Here is a 16,465-nt window from a genome sequence, read left to right as displayed (position 1 = left end):
TCATGACAGACATTGCAGTCGTCGGCTTCGCGCACGCTCCACACGTCCGCGAAACACACGGCACCACCAACGGTGTCGAAATGCTCGTGCCCTGCTTCCAGAAGCTCTACGACGAGCTCGGAATCACCAAGTCCGACATCGGTTTCTGGTGCTCCGGTTCGTCCGACTATCTTGCCGGTCGTTCGTTCTCGTTCATCTCGGCCATCGACGCGATCGGTGCAGTTCCTCCGATCAACGAGTCGCACGTCGAGATGGACGCAGCGTGGGCCCTCTACGAGGCCTGGGTCAAGCTCATCACCGGTGAGGTCGACACCGCGCTCGTGTACGGGTTCGGCAAATCGTCGGCCGGTACGCTGCGGCGCACCCTGTCGCTGCAGCTCGATCCGTATCTCGTCGCACCACTCGGTCTCGACGCCGTGTCGCTCGCAGGCCTGCAAGCGCGCATCGGACTCGACTCCGGAAAGTGGACCGCGGAGCAGATGGCCGAGGTCGCCGTGCAGGCCCGCGCCGCGGCGAAGAGCAGGCCCGATGCCCAGGTCAGCGGCGATGTCACCGTCGAGGAATTGCTCGCGACCCCGTACGTCGCCGACCCGTTGCGCCGCCACGATTGCGCCCCCGTCACCGACGGCGCCGCCGCGATCATCCTGGCGTCCGGCGACCGCGCACGAGAACTGTGTGAGAACCCCGCGTGGATCACCGGGATCGAGCATCGCATCGACTCCCCGAATTTCGGAGCCGCCAATCTGACGTCCGCGCCCTCCGCGCGCGCTGCCGCTGCGGCTGTCACCGGCGGTGACAACTCCTTCGACCTCGCCGAGCTGCACGCACCGTTCACTCACCAGGAGTTGATCCTGCGTGAGGAGATCGGATTGAACGGCAACACTGCCATCAATCCGTCGGGTGGTCCGCTGACCGGCAACCCGATGTTCTCCGGCGGGCTCGAGCGTATCGGTTTCGCCGCCCAGGCGATCATGGACGGGAAAGCCGGCCGAGCACTCGCCCACGCCACGGGTGGCGCTGTGCTGCAACAGAATCTGGTAGCCGTTCTGGAGGGACGAAACTGATGGCGAAGCAACCCGCAGCTGTCCTCGGAACGGGACAGACCCACTACGTCGCGAAGCGGCACGATGTCTCGATGGCGGGACTCGTCCGTGAAGCGATCGACCGTGCCATGACCGACGCCCATGTCGGCTGGGACGACATCGACGCCGTCGTGATCGGCAAGGCCCCCGACCTGTTCGAAGGCGCGATGATGCCGGAATTGGCGATGGCCGACGCGATCGGCGCCACCGGCAAACCTCTCCTCCGTGTTCACACCGCCGGGTCCGTCGGTGGTTCGACCGCAAACGTGGCCACGAGCCTCGTCCAGGCGGGGGTCCACCGTCGCGTACTTGCGGTCGCGTGGGAGAAACAGTCCGAATCCAATGCGATGTGGGCGCTGTCTACGCCGGTGCCGTTCACGATGCCGGTCGGCGCAGGTGCGGGTGGCTACTTCGCACCCCACGTCCGCTCGTACATCCGTCGGTCCGGGGCGCCCGAGCACATCGGTTCGATGGTCGCCGTGAAAGACCGCCTCAACGGCGCGAAGAACCCGTACGCCCACCTCAAGCAGCCCGACATCACCTTGGAGAAGGTGCAGGCGTCGCAGATGTTGTGGGATCCCATCCGCTACGACGAGACGTGCCCGTCGTCCGACGGGGCGTGCGCCGTGGTGCTCGGCGACGCGGACAGCGCTGCCGCAGCCGAGGCGGACGGCCGGACCGTCGCGTGGATCCATGCGACCGCTATGCGCACCGAGCCCACGACCTACGCCGGCCGAGACCAGGTCAATCCCGAGGCAGGCAGGATCGCAGCGGCTGCACTGTGGAAGCAGGCGGGAATCACCGACCCCCTCACCGAAATCGACTGCGCCGAGATCTACGTTCCGTTCTCGTGGTTCGAACCGATGTGGCTCGAAAACCTCGGGTTCGCCCCGGAAGGCGGTGGGTGGAAACTCACCGAGGCAGGAGAAACTGCAATCGGGGGACAACTTCCGGTCAATATGTCCGGGGGTGTCCTGTCGTCGAACCCGATCGGTGCGTCGGGCATGATCCGCTTCGCCGAGGCGGCGATCCAGGTCATGGGTAAGGCCGGCGACCATCAGGTGGAAGGCGCGCGCAAGGCACTCGGTCATGCATACGGTGGTGGCTCGCAGTACTTCTCGATGTGGGTCGTCGGGTCCGATAAGCCGGCGAACTAGGGGTATGCCATGGTGAAGTTCACCGTCGGCGTTGCGATGACGCCACTGGATCAGCTCGCGGGGATCGCGAAGACCGCCGAGGAATGCGGCTTTTCGTCGATCGCATTGCCGGATTCGCTGTTCTACATGGAGAAGCAGACCGTCGACTATCCCTACACACCGGACGGGTCGCGGATGTGGACGGCGGATACACCCTGGGTGGACCCACTCATCGCCGCAGCTGCGATGGGGGCAGCTACGTCGACGATCGAGTTCTACACCCAGGTCCTCAAACTCGGTTCCCGCAATCCGGTACTGCTCGCCCGCCAGGTCGGTTCGGTCGCGAACCTCACGAACAACCGTTTCGGCCTCGGTGTCGGAATCGGCTGGGCACCAGAAGAGTTCGAGTGGTGCGGCGTTCCCTACGCGCGACGTGGAAAACGTGTCGACGAGATGGTCGAGGTACTGAAGCTGATCCTCGGCGGTGGCATGGTCGAGCACCACGGCGAGTTCTACGATTTCGATCGCCTGCAGATGAGCCCGGCCCCCAGTAAACCGGTGCCGTTGTACGTCGGTGGTCACACCGACGTGGCGTTGCGCCGGGCAGCGCGGGTCGGCGACGGCTGGACCTCGGCAATGATCAAGTTCGACGATCTCGTCACCGTGATCGGCCGCCTGCGCACCTTGCGCAGCGAATACGGCCGGACCGACACTCCCTTCGAGATCCAGACGGTGTGTATCGACAAGTTCGGCTCGTCCGGTTACGCCGAACTCGAAGACGCCGGGGTCACCGACATCATCGTCGTGCCATGGATATTCGACGGTCACGGATTCGACTCCCCGCTCGAGGCAAAGCAGGAATCGTTGCGGAAGTTCGCCGAGAAGTTCATCCACGCGAATGGCTCCATCCACGAGAGAGGCACAGCATGAGCGAGGAACATCCCGCACGCGTCGCGGCACGCTCGTCCCAGGCGGCCGCGAGCGGCAAGCGCAAGGACGAATGGCTGGCGCTGTTCGCCGACGACGGATATGTCGAAGATCCTGTCGGACCGTCGGGGTTCGACCCGGAAGGCAAGGGCCATCACGGGGCAGAGGCGATCGCGAAGTTCTACGACATGACGATCGCGAACACCGATTCGCTCGAATTCCTCGTCGACGACGTCCTGGTGTGCGGCGACGAGTGCGTCAACATCGGCACCATTCGCACGACGATGGCAGGCAACATCATCGACGCCGAGGGCGTGTTCGTCTACCGAGTGAACGACGAAGGCAGGATCGCGTCGCTGCGCGCCTTCTGGGAGGTCGATCGAGCAATGAAGACGGTGCGTCCGGCCCAGTAGAGTCGGACCGTGGTCACTGCCGGAATCGTTCTCGCTGCGGGGGACGGCTCGCGGTTGGGTGGACGGGCGAAAGCCCTGCTACCCCACCGGGGCCGTCCCCTGCTGCATTCCGTCGTCGACGCTCTCGGGCAAGGGGGGTGTGACGAGGTGATTGTCGTGACCGGCGCGTATGCCGACGAGGTGACTGCAGTGTGCCCACCCGGGGCAACCCTGGTGTACAACCCGCGATGGGAGATCGGCATGTCGACCTCGCTTCAGCGCGGGGTCGACGCGGCCGCAGGTGCCGATGTGATCGCGCTGACGGTGGTGGATTTCCCCGGAATCAACGCCGATCTCGTGCGCGCAGTTCTGGGAGCGCACGAAACCGGCACTGTGACGCTGCCCAAGTTCGGTGACCGCCCGGGCCATCCTGTCGTATTCGACGTGGTGGATGCTGTCGCAGCGGCGTCGCAGGCGACCGGAGACGAGGGTGCCAGGTCGTTCCTCCACCGCAATCGCGACCGGGTACGGCGGCTGGACTGCGCGGGGCTTGCGGACCCCGGCGATATTGACACCGTCGAGGACCTGCACCGGCTGGATTGAGTCCGAGCCGGCCGCGGCCAGCGAGCAATTCATTGACTTACCAGTCAATCAATTATTACGCTGTGTTCATGGCCCGCTCCGCAGACCCAGAACTCCAAGCCCGCCGCCGCGACGCCATCACCGACGCTGCCGCCGTGCTCTTCGCCGAGCGCGGCTACGACGCAACACCCATCACCGCGATCGCGAAAGCCGCGGGCGTCAGCTCTGGCACCGTCTTCCACTACTTCAGCGACAAACGCGGCGTCTTCCGGGCAATCTTCGAGCGCGACCTGCCCGAATCCCGGTCGATGATCGAGCGCTATCAAGACGCCGCAGACCCCCTCGCGGCTGTTCTCGACATCGTCGCCGAGCTGGTCGAACCCGCTTCGGATCCGCTCGCGGCGGGCCTCGTGGTCGAGGTGATGCGGCAGGTGACCCACGACCCGCAACTTGCCGTCGTCCTCGACGAGACGGACGCCGTTGTGAACCGAGGACTCAGCGATCTCCTCCGTCGCGCGCACGACCGGATCGACCCCTCGCTCGATCCGGACGCGACCGCCACCTGGATCCGGGCGATCACCGACTCGGCATTCCTCTACGCAGACAACCCGGCCGCCACAGCACCCGTCGACACCATGCGGACGGTCGTTCACCGCTATCTGACCGGACACAGAGGAGAGCGCCATGACAAAAATGCGTGACGATGCGACAAAGGTTTCGATCTCCTGGGCCATCCCCGCCGCGGTTGCCGTGGCGTGCACCCTGGTCGGCGTCGGGCTCGGGTTCGCCGCTCCCCCGTTCTGCCGCTGGGCCGTCGACACTCTGCCGACGGTTCCCGGACCGGTCGAGCTCCTCTCGGAGCTCACCACCGCGTGGTCGCTGCCGATCCTGACCGTGCTCGGGATCGTCGCGGGTACCGCTCTCGCCATGATGACCGTCGGGGAATCTCTCACTGTCACCGTCGATTCCGATGGCGTGCTGCTCGATCAGGACGACGACGAACTGTATGTGCCGCGGTCCAAGGTCGCCGGGGTCCATCTCGACGACAAGGACCTGGTCCTGACGGACACCGCGGGGCGCGAACTGGCCCGGCGCAATCGCGACGATCTCGACAAGACCGCTGTCGCCCACGCATTCACCGAGCACGGCTACCCGTGGACAGACAAGGCCCTCCACGCGGACGAATTCTCCCGGTGGGTCGACGGCGACCCCGCTCTCGACGACGAGACGCACACGCTGCTCCGCGAACGACGTACCGCGCTCTCCCGCCAGGAGGCAGGCACTGCACAGAAATTGCACGACGCACTGCAGGCCGGCGGCATCGTCGTGCGCGATCGCAACAAACGTCAGGAATACCGCCGGGTCCGATGACCCGAGATGCGGAAAACGAAGCGCGCCACACCGTCGGACCACTACGCTGCCGAGATGACTCCGGTTCGGGTGAATGTCGATAATTTCGTCCGCGCAGAGACCGATCGGATGTTCGCCGATCTCCAACGCGATGCCGGAGGGATCAATACTCTCCTGCACCATCGAACGCCAGCGGCGGTCGAACATCAGACTGTCATCCGGATGAATCGCGACACCCTCTACAGTTTCGCGATCGTCGATGTGTCGGGTGGGGCGAGTGTCACCGTACCCGAGTCCGGGGAGCGTTATGTGTCGGTGATGGTGGTCGACGAGGATCACCACGTCGACCGGATATTCCACGAACCGGACGAGTACCGACTCACTGCCGAGGACTACCCGACACCGTACGTGGCTGTTGCAGTCCGGATCCTGGTGGATCCGGCCGATCCGGACGACGTACGCGAAGTTGCCGAACTACAGGATCGCTTCCGCATCGTCGCAGGATCGTCGACACCGTTCGTCGCCCCGAACTACGACCGGAAAAGCATGGACGACACACGTGACGCCCTGCTCGCGCTGGCGCGAAATCTTACGGACTTCGACCGCATGTTCGGCACGAAAGCCGATGTCGACGAGGTACGACACCTGATCGGTACGGCTGCAGGCTGGGGTGGTCTTCCCACCGCGGAAGCGGTGTATATCGGGGTGGACCCCGGGCTGCCGGTCGGCGAGTACGAACTGACGATGCGCGATGTGCCCGTCGACGGGTTCTGGTCGATCTCGGTCTACAACGCCGAGGGATTCTTCGAGCCGAACGAAAGTCACGCCTACAGCGTCAACAACATCACCGGTGTCACCGACGACGACGGTTCGCTCACCATCCGGTTCGGCGGTGATCCGAAGCAGAACAATGCAATTCCTATCACTGATGGGTGGAACTACCTTGTGCGCCTGTACCGTCCACGCGCGGAAGTCCTGGACGGCCGCTGGACGCCCCCCACCATCACCGCGCAAACCTGAACCGGGATCGCGAAGACGCACGGACCCCCGCACCCGAAGGAGCGAGGGTTCCGCGTGACCGCCCGTGTCAGTGCTTGACCGGGCACCCACCCTGCGTCTTGTAGTCGACCTGGAATTCCTTGATCCCGTTGAGCCAGCCGGACCGCAGCCGATGCGGATCGGAGATCTTGGTGATGTCCGGAATATGGTCTGCGATCGCGTTGAAGATCAGGTCGATCTCCATGCGAGCCAGGTTGGCACCGAGGCAGTAGTGCGCTCCGGTTCCACCGAATGCGAGGTGCGGGTTGGGATCCCGGAGGATATTGAACTCGCGCGGGTTCTCGAAGACTTCTTCGTCGTTGTTGGCCGACGCGTACAGCATCACGACGCGGTCGCCCTTCTTGATCGCCTGACCGCCGAGCTCGGTGTCCTCGAGTGCGGTGCGCTGGAACGAGATGACCGGTGTGGCCCAGCGGATGATCTCGTCGGCAGCCGTCTTCGGACGGTCGCGCTTGAAGATTTCCCACTGCTCTGGGTTGTCGAGGAAGGCCGCCATGCCGTGGGAGATGGCATTGCGGGTGGTCTCGTTACCCGCGACGGCGAGCACGATGAAGAAGAATCCGAATTCCTCGGGCGCGAGTTCGTCGCCGTCGATGTCGGCTTCGATGAGGGTGGTGACGATGTCGTCCGCCGGATTCGCTTTACGCTCGGCAGCCATCTGGTACGCGTAGCCGAGGACCTCCATCGAGGCCGCTGCCGGATCGGCGGTGTTGTCCGGATCGTCGTACCCGGTCATCTGATTGGACCACTCGAAGATCTTCGCGCGATCATCCTGGGGCACCCCGATGAGGTCGGCGATGGCCTGCAGCGGCAGCTCGGCAGCGATCTGGGTGACGAAGTCGCCGCCGCCCTCCTGGCAGGCCTCGGCGACGATCTTCTTTGCCCGCGAGTTCAATTCGTCGCGCAGACCGTTGATCGCGCGGGGTGTGAATCCACGTGCGACCAGCTTACGCAGCTTGGTGTGCTCGGGCGCGTCCTTGTTGAGCAGGACGTGACGCTGAAGCTCGATGGCCTCTCGCGGCATGTCGTCGTTGAAGCGCGGGATCGCGGTGTTCTCCCAGTTGGAGAACACATCGCTTCGCCGGGAGACTTCGCGGACCTCTTCGTGGCGGGACACGACCCAGAAGCCTTCGTCGTGGAAGCCGCTGACATCCGGCGACTTCTTGTTCCACCAGACCGGTGCCGTCCTGCGCAGTTCGGCAAATTCTTCGAACGGCATGCGCTCCGCAAAAAGATCGGGATCTGTGAAGTCGATGCCTTCGGGGATGCTGGGCTGTGCCACCACTGAACCTCTCCTGCCCTTGCGCGGATACCCGCGCTGTAATGTGGAACACGTTCTAGAATCATTGAAGCACAGCACACGCGGCTCGCCAAGGAAACCATGGTTCCGAACGGCGAGACCACCCCTTGCACCACTCGATAACCCGTTCTATTTTCCGAGGTAGGAACGCTGCCCCGAGGGGCACACAGAAAGGAGCCCGCTGTGGGCACACCCGTCATCGTCGAGGCCGCACGCACCCCGATCGGCAAACGAGGTGGATGGCTTTCCGGCCTCCACGCCGCCGAGATCCTCGGTGCAGCGCAGAGCGGGCTGATCGAGCGGTCCGGGATCGACCCGGCACTCGTCGAACAGGTCATCGGCGGCTGCGTCACCCAGGCCGGCGCCCAGTCCAACAACATCACCCGCACGGCCTGGCTGAATGCCGGACTGCCGTGGCAGGTCGGCGCCACCACGATCGACTGCCAGTGCGGGTCGGCGCAGCAGGCGAACCACCTCATCGCAGGTCTCATCGCAACCGGTGCCATCGAGGCCGGGATCGCGTGCGGTATCGAAGCGATGACGCAGGTTCCGCTCGGCGCGAACGTCGGAGACCAGGCCGGACCCCGCCGACCCGAGTCGTGGAACATCGACATGCCGAACCAGTTCGAGGCCGCCGAACGAATCGCTCGGCGCCGCGGTATCACCCGCGATGACGTCGATGCCCTCGGTGTGCGCTCCCAGCAGCTCGCGAAGCAGGCATGGGACGAAGGCCGCTTCGAACGCGAGGTCCTGCAGGTCGTCGCCCCTGTCGTCGACAAGGAAGGCAATCACACCGGCGAGAAGCAGACCGTCACCCGCGACCAGGGGCTGCGGGACACGTCCGCCGAGTCGTTGGCCAAGTTGAAGCCCGTCCTCGACGGCGGCATCCATACCGCAGGCACCTCGTCGCAGATCTCCGACGGTGCGGCCGCGGTGCTTCTGATGGATGAGGACAAAGCGAAGGCATTGGGCCTGAAGCCACGCGCGCGGATCGTCTCGCAGGCCCTGGTCGGCGCCGAGCCCGAATTCCACCTCGACGGCCCTGTCCAGGCAACCGCGAAAGTGCTCGAGAAATCCGGCATGAGCATCGGCGACCTCGACCTGTTCGAGGTCAACGAGGCTTTCGCGTCGGTGCTGCTGTCGTGGGCCCGGGTCCACGGGCCCGACATGGACAAGGTCAACGTCAACGGCGGGGCGATCGCGCTGGGTCACCCGGTCGGGTCGACGGGGTCGCGGTTGATCACGACTGCGCTCCACGAACTCGAACGGCGGGACGCATCGACGGCCCTGATCACGATGTGTGCAGGTGGCGCGCTCGCCACGGGCACCATCATCGAACGCATCTGATCATGGGCACCGAGGCGGCCCCCAAGGGGCTCGATTCGAAGGCGACGACCTCGATCATCAAGTGGATGTCGCGTGTGAACGTGGCCCTGTACCGGGCCACCGGTGGCCGCCTCGGTGGAAAATGGCGGGTGGGCAGCGCATTTCCGTGGGGAATCCCGGTGTGCCTGCTCACCACCACCGGCAGGAAGACCGGGCAGCCACGGACCGCTCCCCTGTTGTTCCTCGAGGCCGACGGCAAGGTGCTTCTCGTCGCGTCCCAGGGCGGGCTGCCGAAGCATCCGCTGTGGTTCCGCAACATCCTGGCGAATCCCGAGGTGACCGTCCAGATCCGGTCGGACATCCGTCGAATGAAGGCTCGTGTCGCCACGGATACGGAACGCGCACAGTACTGGCCGAAACTGACTGCGATGTATCCGGATTTCGACAACTATCAGTCGTGGACCGATCGCGTCATACCCGTAGTCATCTGCGAGTGAGGTCACCTGACGCACGGCGCCTCGAACAGCAATACTGGTAGGCGCATTGTTCATGCTTTCGAGAGGGGACGTCACCCGATGGCAACCACGAATCACGACCAGGTACTCGACCGCCGCGAGATCGCGGCCGCCCTGCTGCGTGCGCTCGAGCAACGCCACGAGGTGCTCGACGCCATCGTCGAGAGCGATGACCGGGACAGCGCCATCGCCGCCATCGGGTCACTGCTCGGCACCACCGATTTCTGCGCAGAGGCCGTCCTCGCCCTTCCACTGGGACGCCTCACGAAGGCGGAACGCAAGAAGATCCGCACCGAGCTGGACGATCTCGACGCGGTGGTGAAGTGGACTACGGATTCGCGCCCTTACGCGACCGGTGAGCACTTCCGACTGCGCCAGATCAGCGACGACCGGGCCGACATCGAGCTGCTCAAGGCACGCTGTGCCGAACAGCTCGGCGACGGCAGCGACGCAGCGGTGGAGACCGAGCGTCAGAAGGGTGCTGCGCTCATGGACGACGAGTCGGGCATGTGGCTCGTCGCGGAAGATCTCTCCGGTGACGAGCCGAAGAAGATCGGTTTCGCATTCGGTGAACTCACCGGCAACGAGGTGGAAGTGCGGATCTGGGTTCGCCCCGAGGCCCGGAAGCAGGGCTACGGTACCGCCACACTCAAGGCGGCCCGTACCGAACTCGCGGCCTACTTCCCCGGCTCGACGCTGATCATCCGCACCCCGGCGTAAGCGAGACTGCGCAGCCCGTGCGCGTTGTCCGGTGACGAGGACAACGCGCACGGCGGAAGGGGCTCGAATGCCCGAGGGATCGTTTCTGGGTTTGCGGCGGATGGTGCCGCGACGGCGCGACGAGGAACATCGCGTCGCAACGCCTCTCGAATTGTTCTTCGACCTCGTATTCGTCGTCGCTGTGTCGTTCGCGTCGGCACAACTGCATCAGAGCGAGACCTCCCAGCACATCGTCTCGGGGGTCGGCACCTACCTGATGGTGTTCTTCGCGATCTGGTGGGCGTGGATGAATTTCACGTGGTTCGCGAGCGCATTCGACACCGATGACTGGCTCTACCGGGTCCTCACGCTGCTTCAGATGAGCGGCGTGCTCGTGCTCGCGGCAGGCACCGTACCTGCGATGACCGACGGCGATTTCGCTCTCGTCACCCTCGGTTATGTGATGATGCGGCTGGCACTGGTGCCTCAATGGCTGCGCGCCGCCCGTTCCGATCCCGTGCTCCGGCAGACCGCGATGCGGTACGCGATCGGCATAACGCTCGTGCAGATCCTGTGGGTGCTCCGGCTGGGCCTGCCGGACGGGTGGGGCACCGTCTCGTTCCTCGTGCTCGTCGTGGCAGAACTTTCGGTTCCGGTCGTAGCGGAGCGTGCACGGATCACCCCGTGGCATCCCGAGCACATCGCCGAGCGCTACAGCCTCTTCACCCTCATCGTCCTCGGTGAATCGATCCTTGCGTCGGCGAACGCGATCGTCGACGCCCTCGACCACACCGAAAATGTCGGTTCGCTCGTCTTGATCGCCGTGTGCGGACTGGTGCTCGCCGGCGGCATGTGGTGGGTGTACTTCCACACCGAACACAGTCGAATGCTGACCGGCATGTCGTCGGCGCTCGTGTTCGGATACGGGCACTACGTGGTGTTCGCAGCGGCGGGCGCGTTCTCGGCGGGTATCGAGGTCGCAATCGACCACGACACCCACACGACCGGGCTCGAGGCGACGGCGGCGGCCGCAACACTGACGGTGCCGGTGGCGATCTTCCTGCTCAGCGCTTGGTTTCTGACGATGCGTGGATGCCTGTCGCGGGGCGCCGACGTCGCTGTGATCGGACTGTCGTTGCTCATCGGCGCGAGTGCGCTGGCACCGGCGTCCCTGGTGGTGGCGGCGGTGCTCATGGTGGTGCTCGTCGCGGTGCTGGTGGTGACGTCGTCAGATGCGCTGCCCGCCGACGCGCACACTGATACCGCCGCTTCCGAGGGGTGAACCCGCTCCCGGCCCGGTGTTCTCCGGCACGGACCGGGAGCGGGAGTCTCTCAGGCGCCGTATACGGGGGTCGGGGGTTCCGACGAAGCGATGAGCTTCTCGACGACCGGTCCGAGCTCCTTGGGATCCCAGCGGTCACCCTTGTCGACGGCTTCGCCGTGACGCCAACCGTCTGCCAGCGACACCTTTCCGCCTTCGGCCTCGAACACGCGGCCGGTGACGTCCTTCGACTCGCTGCTGCCCAGCCACACGACCAGCGGCGAGACGTTCTCGGGCGCCATCGCGTCGAATCCTTCTTCCGGTGCAGCCATCATCTCGGCCATCGCACCACCGGCACCGACGGTCATGCGGGTCCGCGCGGAAGGCGCGATCGCATTGACCGTGACGCCGTACCGGCCGAACTCGGCGGCGGCCTGGATGGTCAGGGTCGCGATACCCGCCTTGGCCGCAGCGTAGTTGCCCTGACCGATGCTGCCCATCAGGCCTGCGCCGGAGCTGGTGTTGATGATGCGGGCATCGACCGGGTTACCGGCCTTCGACTCCGCGCGCCAGTACGTCATCGCGTGCCGCATCGGAGCGAAGTGGCCCTTCAGGTGCACGCGGGTCACCGCGTCCCACTCCTGCTCGCTCATGTTCGCCAGCATGCGGTCGCGCAGGAAACCTGCGTTGTTGACCAATACGTCGAGACGTCCGAAGTTGTCGAGCGCGGTCTTGACGAGGTTCTCGGCACCGGCCCAGTCCGCGACGTCGTCGCCGTTGACGACGGCTTCACCGCCGGCAGCCCGGATCTCCTCGACGACCTGCTCGGCGGGGGTCTCCCCGGTCGCAGAGCCGTCGGCACCCGCACCGATGTCATTGACGACGACCTTGGCGCCCTCGGCTGCGAAGGCCAACGCGTGGGCTCGTCCGAGCCCACGACCGGCACCCGTCACGATGACGACGCGTCCGTCCAGCAGTCCACTCACTTTGTCTCCTTCGTTTGTGCCGCTGCCATGTAGGCAGGGCGTTCGCCGCCGCCGTGGACGGTCAATGTCGATCCGCTGACGTATGCCGACAGCGGTGAGGCGAGAAATGCCGCGCAGTTCCCGATGTCGTCCGGGCTGGCCAGGCGCCCGAGGGGCACGGTCGCGCCGACTGCGGCGATACCGGCATCGTCGCCGTAGAACAGGTGCGACTGCTCGGTGTTCACCATGCCGACCACCACGGAGTTGATGCGCACCCTCGGTGCCCACTCGACCGCGAGAGACGTTCCGAGGCTGTCGATTCCGGCCTTCGCCGCACCATACGCGGCGGTACCGGGCGAGGGCCGCGATCCGCTCACACTCGAGATGTTGACGATCGAGCCGCCGCTGTCCTGGGTCTGCATCACCGCGTTCGCAGCCTGCGCGACGAGCAACGGCGCGAGCAGATTGAGTTCGACGATCTTCGCGTGGAACTTCGGGCTCGCATCGGCTGCGAGGGCGAACGGGGAACCGCCGGCATTGTTGACGAGCGCGTCGAGGCGCCCGTGCCGCTCGACGATGGACGCCACCATGGCGTGGACCTGGTCGGCGTCGCGGACATCGCACGAGAGGAACTCCGCGGTGCGGCCGTCGACCTCGATCGGATTCTCCGGCTCGTTGCGCGCGCACGTCACCACGGTCGCGCCCGCGCGGAGGAACACCCTGGTGATACCCGCGCCGACTCCTCGCACACCGCCTGTGACGAGAACTACTGCGCCGTCGAGTCCGAGATCCATCCTGCCTCCGCATCGAATTCCCGCGGCTCCGGTCGTGAGCCTCACCCGAACTTACCAAGCAATCGCTTGGTTTGGGAATGTGGCCCGACGTTAGCACTCCCGCGGGGCACCGAATCCTTGGCGGGCTTGTTCGAGCGGAACTTCAGTTCGAGGGGGGCTCAGTTCGAGGGGAGCTCAGTTCGAGCGGGGACTCAGTTCGACGAGGAGCAGATCGCAACTGCGCCGGATGTCCGCCTCGGTCTCAGCGATGGTCGACCTGCCGTTGAGGAACGCGGTGATCACTCCGAACCAGAGCATCGACAGCAACCGCAGCAGGTCCTTGTCGCCCTCGGTCGGATCGGCGATACCAGCGGTCGTCAACAGAATTGCCTGGAAGGTCGCTTCGATCTTCACCGTGTCGGGCACCGCAGCCGCCACGGCTGTGCTGTTGGACTGCAGCATCGCCAATGCAAGAGTCGGATACGCGACCATCTCCCGGGTCATCCCGATCAACGCATCACAGATCGCCTCCTGCACCGGCACATCAGGGTCGCTGACCGGTGTGTATCCGCTGAATCGCTCGAGCCGATCGAGCATCACCCCCACGAACAGGTGCGTTTTCGACGGGAAATAGCGATACAGCGTGCCGATCGCGACACCGGCACGTTTGGCGACCTCGGTCATCTGCACCCGAGGAAGGTCGAACTCGGTCGCGATGTGCGCCGCCGCATCGAGAATCCGTTCGTGCCGGTCGCGCTGCTCGGCCGATGTGGGCTCGGCACCGTCGCGCGCCACCCCGATTCTGGGCATCGACAACCTTCCTTTCCGTGACATCGACGATTGTCCCATCGAGCGGTTCCCACCACACCCGCGCCTGCACTCCCGCCCACCGGGACGAACCCGCGGATGAACCCGCGGCGCGACGACAACGGCACGGAAGTCCGCTCAGCGAGAATCCATCGTGGACGGATCACGGGTCGTCCATACATTCATGGCACGCGAACGTCGCCGGAACGAGGCGACCCGAGATGAATCGGAGTTGAGGCGCATGTCCACCCAGACCCTGACGCAGGTCCTCACAGCAGAACCCGAGCTCCCCGGTCCGCTCGACATGCGCAATGCGATGGGCCGCTTCGCCACCGGCGTCACCGTCGTCACCGGCCTCGACGAGGACGGGCCGATCGGCTTCGCCTGCCAATCGTTCGCGTCGGTATCGCTCGAGCCGCCGCTGATCCTGTTCTGCGCCGACCATCGTGGTCGCGCCTGGCCGCGGATCCGCCCCACGGGACGCTTCGCCATCAACGTGCTCGGCGAAGAGCAGTCCGACCTCTGCGGCCGCTTCGGATCTTCACGCGGTACGAAGTTCGACGGCCTCGACTGGGAGAGGTCGCGGTGGGACACCCCGTCGCTTCCGGGTGTCCTCATGCGCGCGCACTGCGAGATCCACGACGTGCACACTGCCGGCGACCACGACGTCGTCATCGGACGGGTCCTGGAACTCGAATGCTTCGAGGACGATCGCCCCATGGTCTTCTACCGGGGTGCGTTCGGGCTCGGCGACTGACAACGGTGCGGGCCGCGCCGACGGCCCGCACCTGCTGCGACCAGGTTCTACGAGGCAGCGGCGTTCTACGAGGCAGCGGCGTGGATACCGGCGCGACGCCCGAAGAAGCTGCCGTCACCGAGCGAAATCCCGCTGCAGTAGCCGAATGCGGAGAGTCCCGACGTGCATCGTCCCGCCGCGTACAGGCCCGGGATGGGAGTGCCGTCGACGTGCAGGACCTCCGAGTCGACCGACGTCCGCAGCCCGCCCAGGGTGAAGCCCCCCGTGTTTCCGCGGAGGTCGATCGCCGCCACCGGTGAACCGATCGGCGCGACCCACTCGGGCTTCTTGCCCAGCACCGGATCCGAGCCCTCGACGGCGTGCCGGTTGTACATCTCCACCGTCGACGTGAGAGATCCTGTGGGAAGACCTATTTCGGCTTCCAACTCGTCGATCGTCTCACACACCCACGTCGGCTGTCGTTTGAGTTGAGGGCTGGAGCTGGGCGCCGCCATACCGTCCTCGTACGACGCCTGATCGATGATGAGGAACGCCTGATTGTCGTTCTCGAACAACGTGAGCTGCCCGATCCGCCCCGGATAGGTGTCCTCCTGCACGTACCGCTGGCCGCGGCCGTTGACCAGGATTCCGCGGGCCATCAGTTGCGGGTCGCAGAAGAACGCGACCTCGCACGCATCCATGTGGGCGAGACCCGCGCCGAGGGCCTGTGCGACGAGAATTCCGCGTCCGTCGTGCTCCTCGACCGTCGCGGCGGGCCGCTTGTACAGACGAGGAGCGTATGCCTGCATCATCTCGTCGTTGTAGGCGAACGATCCGGTCGCGAGGACGACGCCTTTGCGGGCGCGCGCAGTGACCTGCTTGCCGAACCGGGTCGTCACAAGCCCCACGACCCTGCCGTCGGCATCGGTGACGAGGCGTTGCATCCGCACATCGGTTTCGACGCGGACGCCGAGCTCTCCGGCCTTCGCGATGAGCGTCGTCATCAGGACGTGGCCTGCGCCCTGCTCACCTGTGCGGGGCATCGGCACCTGCGCGAGGTGCCCGCGCGGCGCCGGCGGGGCGAGCGTCGAGAACGGCGCTGCGTTCTCTCCGCCGCTGTACATCAGCGAATCGTCGTTCGGGATCTCCCAGCCCGGCTGGTTCCAGAACCCGTCCTTGTACGGCACGCCACATGCTTCGAGCCACTCGAAATGCGCGACACTTCCGTCGCAGTAGACGTCGAGTTTCTTCTCGTCGACCCCCGGTCCGAGGGCCGCGGCGAGGAACGTCTTCATGTTCTCGGGCGTGTCGTCTATTCCGCACGCCTTCTGCAGACGGGTGCCGCCGCCGAGGTAGACGATGCCGCCGGACAGTGCCGCCGCGCCTCCCCCGCCGCCGGTGCGCTCGAGGACGAGGACGTCGGCTCCGCTCTCGGCCGCTCCGATCGCCGCGGCGACACCGGCGATGCCGAATCCGGCGATGACGACGTCGGCTTCGTGATCCCACGATTCGATACTGTCGGCCGATACCGGCCGGACATCCGGATGACTCAAGG

Annotated in this window: 18 protein-coding genes; 13 read left to right on the top strand and 5 right to left on the bottom strand. The window is 65.5% G+C overall.

The genetic code is table 11. The features are described 5' to 3' along the window. The first annotated feature begins 2 nt into the window (after positions 1-2). The 8 genes from MWU77_RS00155 to MWU77_RS00120 all read left to right on the top strand — a co-directional run bounded on the left by MWU77_RS00155 (position 3) and on the right by MWU77_RS00120 (position 6,489). Positions 3-1,064 carry a thiolase domain-containing protein gene (locus MWU77_RS00155; protein ID WP_247272663.1) on the top strand — a complete coding sequence of 354 codons (1,062 nt, stop codon included), beginning with the start codon at positions 3-5 and terminating at the stop codon, positions 1,062-1,064. Then, complete coding sequence (locus tag MWU77_RS00150; RefSeq protein ID WP_247272662.1) at positions 1,064-2,239, top strand: thiolase domain-containing protein; 1,176 nt, start codon at positions 1,064-1,066, stop codon at positions 2,237-2,239. Before MWU77_RS00155 ends, MWU77_RS00150 begins: the two co-directional genes overlap by 1 nt. Positions 2,240-2,251: 12 nt before the next feature. Beyond that, positions 2,252-3,148: a TIGR03619 family F420-dependent LLM class oxidoreductase gene (locus MWU77_RS00145; RefSeq protein WP_247273034.1), complete on the top strand. Its 897-nt coding sequence runs from the start codon at positions 2,252-2,254 to the stop codon at positions 3,146-3,148. Continuing rightward, complete coding sequence (locus MWU77_RS00140) at positions 3,145-3,558, top strand: nuclear transport factor 2 family protein (RefSeq protein ID WP_169688169.1); 414 nt, start codon at positions 3,145-3,147, stop codon at positions 3,556-3,558. The genes MWU77_RS00145 and MWU77_RS00140 overlap by 4 nt, the downstream gene beginning before the upstream one ends. Positions 3,559-3,567: 9 nt before the next feature. Next, positions 3,568-4,140 carry a nucleotidyltransferase family protein gene (locus MWU77_RS00135; RefSeq protein ID WP_169688168.1) on the top strand — a complete coding sequence of 191 codons (573 nt, stop codon included), beginning with the start codon at positions 3,568-3,570 and terminating at the stop codon, positions 4,138-4,140. A gap of 68 nt (positions 4,141-4,208) precedes the next feature. Next, positions 4,209-4,820, top strand: coding sequence for a TetR/AcrR family transcriptional regulator (locus MWU77_RS00130; protein WP_169688167.1), 612 nt, complete (start codon positions 4,209-4,211; stop codon positions 4,818-4,820). After that, a complete protein-coding gene (locus MWU77_RS00125) occupies positions 4,804-5,490 on the top strand; it encodes a hypothetical protein (RefSeq protein ID WP_169688166.1) in 687 nt (228 codons plus the stop codon). The genes MWU77_RS00130 and MWU77_RS00125 overlap by 17 nt, the downstream gene beginning before the upstream one ends. Positions 5,491-5,544: 54 nt before the next feature. Continuing rightward, positions 5,545-6,489: a DUF1214 domain-containing protein gene (locus MWU77_RS00120; protein WP_206039901.1), complete on the top strand. Its 945-nt coding sequence runs from the start codon at positions 5,545-5,547 to the stop codon at positions 6,487-6,489. 67 nt (positions 6,490-6,556) lie between these two features. Here the strand turns inward: MWU77_RS00120 and MWU77_RS00115 are convergent, their stop codons facing one another. After that, on the bottom strand, positions 6,557-7,810 hold the full coding sequence (locus tag MWU77_RS00115) for a cytochrome P450 (protein WP_247272661.1): 1,254 nt from the start codon (positions 7,808-7,810) through the stop codon (positions 6,557-6,559). Positions 7,811-8,011: 201 nt separating this feature from the next. Here MWU77_RS00115 and MWU77_RS00110 point away from each other — a divergent pair, with 201 nt between their 5' ends. From MWU77_RS00110 to MWU77_RS00095, 4 genes are all read left to right on the top strand, one after another. Then, positions 8,012-9,175 carry a steroid 3-ketoacyl-CoA thiolase gene (locus MWU77_RS00110; RefSeq protein ID WP_247272660.1) on the top strand — a complete coding sequence of 388 codons (1,164 nt, stop codon included), beginning with the start codon at positions 8,012-8,014 and terminating at the stop codon, positions 9,173-9,175. A gap of 2 nt (positions 9,176-9,177) precedes the next feature. Next, positions 9,178-9,651, top strand: coding sequence for a nitroreductase family deazaflavin-dependent oxidoreductase (locus tag MWU77_RS00105; RefSeq protein ID WP_169688163.1), 474 nt, complete (start codon positions 9,178-9,180; stop codon positions 9,649-9,651). A 78-nt stretch (positions 9,652-9,729) separates the two neighbouring features. Then, complete coding sequence (locus tag MWU77_RS00100) at positions 9,730-10,389, top strand: GNAT family N-acetyltransferase (RefSeq protein WP_247272659.1); 660 nt, start codon at positions 9,730-9,732, stop codon at positions 10,387-10,389. Between the two features lie 67 nt (positions 10,390-10,456). Further along, entirely contained in the window at positions 10,457-11,650 is a 1,194-nt protein-coding gene (locus MWU77_RS00095) for a low temperature requirement protein A (protein WP_247272658.1), read from the top strand. 50 nt (positions 11,651-11,700) lie between these two features. Here MWU77_RS00095 and MWU77_RS00090 read toward each other — a convergent pair whose 3' ends face one another. From MWU77_RS00090 to MWU77_RS00080, 3 genes are all read right to left on the bottom strand, one after another. Continuing rightward, positions 11,701-12,615 carry an SDR family oxidoreductase gene (locus MWU77_RS00090; protein WP_169688160.1) on the bottom strand — a complete coding sequence of 305 codons (915 nt, stop codon included), beginning with the start codon at positions 12,613-12,615 and terminating at the stop codon, positions 11,701-11,703. Beyond that, the gene (locus MWU77_RS00085; protein ID WP_169688159.1) at positions 12,612-13,388 is read right to left on the bottom strand and encodes an SDR family oxidoreductase; all 777 of its coding nucleotides are present in this window, start codon (positions 13,386-13,388) and stop codon (positions 12,612-12,614) included. Before MWU77_RS00085 ends, MWU77_RS00090 begins: the two co-directional genes overlap by 4 nt. 174 nt (positions 13,389-13,562) lie before the next feature. Next, positions 13,563-14,177 (bottom strand): TetR/AcrR family transcriptional regulator, encoded by a 615-nt coding sequence (locus MWU77_RS00080; RefSeq protein WP_169688158.1) that lies wholly within the window; start codon positions 14,175-14,177, stop codon positions 13,563-13,565. A gap of 238 nt (positions 14,178-14,415) precedes the next feature. Between MWU77_RS00080 and MWU77_RS00075 the strand changes: the two genes are divergently transcribed. Continuing rightward, positions 14,416-14,931: a flavin reductase family protein gene (locus tag MWU77_RS00075; RefSeq protein WP_247272657.1), complete on the top strand. Its 516-nt coding sequence runs from the start codon at positions 14,416-14,418 to the stop codon at positions 14,929-14,931. Between the two features lie 65 nt (positions 14,932-14,996). Here MWU77_RS00075 and MWU77_RS00070 read toward each other — a convergent pair whose 3' ends face one another. Next, the gene (locus MWU77_RS00070; protein WP_247272656.1) at positions 14,997-16,463 is read right to left on the bottom strand and encodes an FAD-dependent oxidoreductase; all 1,467 of its coding nucleotides are present in this window, start codon (positions 16,461-16,463) and stop codon (positions 14,997-14,999) included. Between the last annotated feature and the right edge of the window lie 2 nt (positions 16,464-16,465).

The sequence above is a fragment of the Rhodococcus sp. F64268 genome (assembly GCF_023015605.1).
GTDB lineage: Bacteria > Actinomycetota > Actinomycetes > Mycobacteriales > Mycobacteriaceae > Rhodococcus.
Note: the sequence above shows the minus strand (reverse complement) of the source record. Positions and strands in the feature narration are given on the sequence as shown.

Coding starts and splice junctions, on each gene's coding strand:
- MWU77_RS00095 (WP_247272658.1), top strand. CDS start 10,457: ATGCCCGAGGGATCGTTTCTGGGTTTGCGGCGGATGGTGCCGCGACGG.
- MWU77_RS00125 (WP_169688166.1), top strand. CDS start 4,804: ATGACAAAAATGCGTGACGATGCGACAAAGGTTTCGATCTCCTGGGCC.
- MWU77_RS00150 (WP_247272662.1), top strand. CDS start 1,064: ATGGCGAAGCAACCCGCAGCTGTCCTCGGAACGGGACAGACCCACTAC.
- MWU77_RS00155 (WP_247272663.1), top strand. CDS start 3: ATGACAGACATTGCAGTCGTCGGCTTCGCGCACGCTCCACACGTCCGC.
- MWU77_RS00140 (WP_169688169.1), top strand. CDS start 3,145: ATGAGCGAGGAACATCCCGCACGCGTCGCGGCACGCTCGTCCCAGGCG.
- MWU77_RS00105 (WP_169688163.1), top strand. CDS start 9,178: ATGGGCACCGAGGCGGCCCCCAAGGGGCTCGATTCGAAGGCGACGACC.
- MWU77_RS00130 (WP_169688167.1), top strand. CDS start 4,209: ATGGCCCGCTCCGCAGACCCAGAACTCCAAGCCCGCCGCCGCGACGCC.
- MWU77_RS00100 (WP_247272659.1), top strand. CDS start 9,730: ATGGCAACCACGAATCACGACCAGGTACTCGACCGCCGCGAGATCGCG.
- MWU77_RS00075 (WP_247272657.1), top strand. CDS start 14,416: ATGTCCACCCAGACCCTGACGCAGGTCCTCACAGCAGAACCCGAGCTC.
- MWU77_RS00085 (WP_169688159.1), bottom strand. CDS start 13,388: ATGGATCTCGGACTCGACGGCGCAGTAGTTCTCGTCACAGGCGGTGTG.
- MWU77_RS00120 (WP_206039901.1), top strand. CDS start 5,545: ATGACTCCGGTTCGGGTGAATGTCGATAATTTCGTCCGCGCAGAGACC.
- MWU77_RS00080 (WP_169688158.1), bottom strand. CDS start 14,177: ATGCCCAGAATCGGGGTGGCGCGCGACGGTGCCGAGCCCACATCGGCC.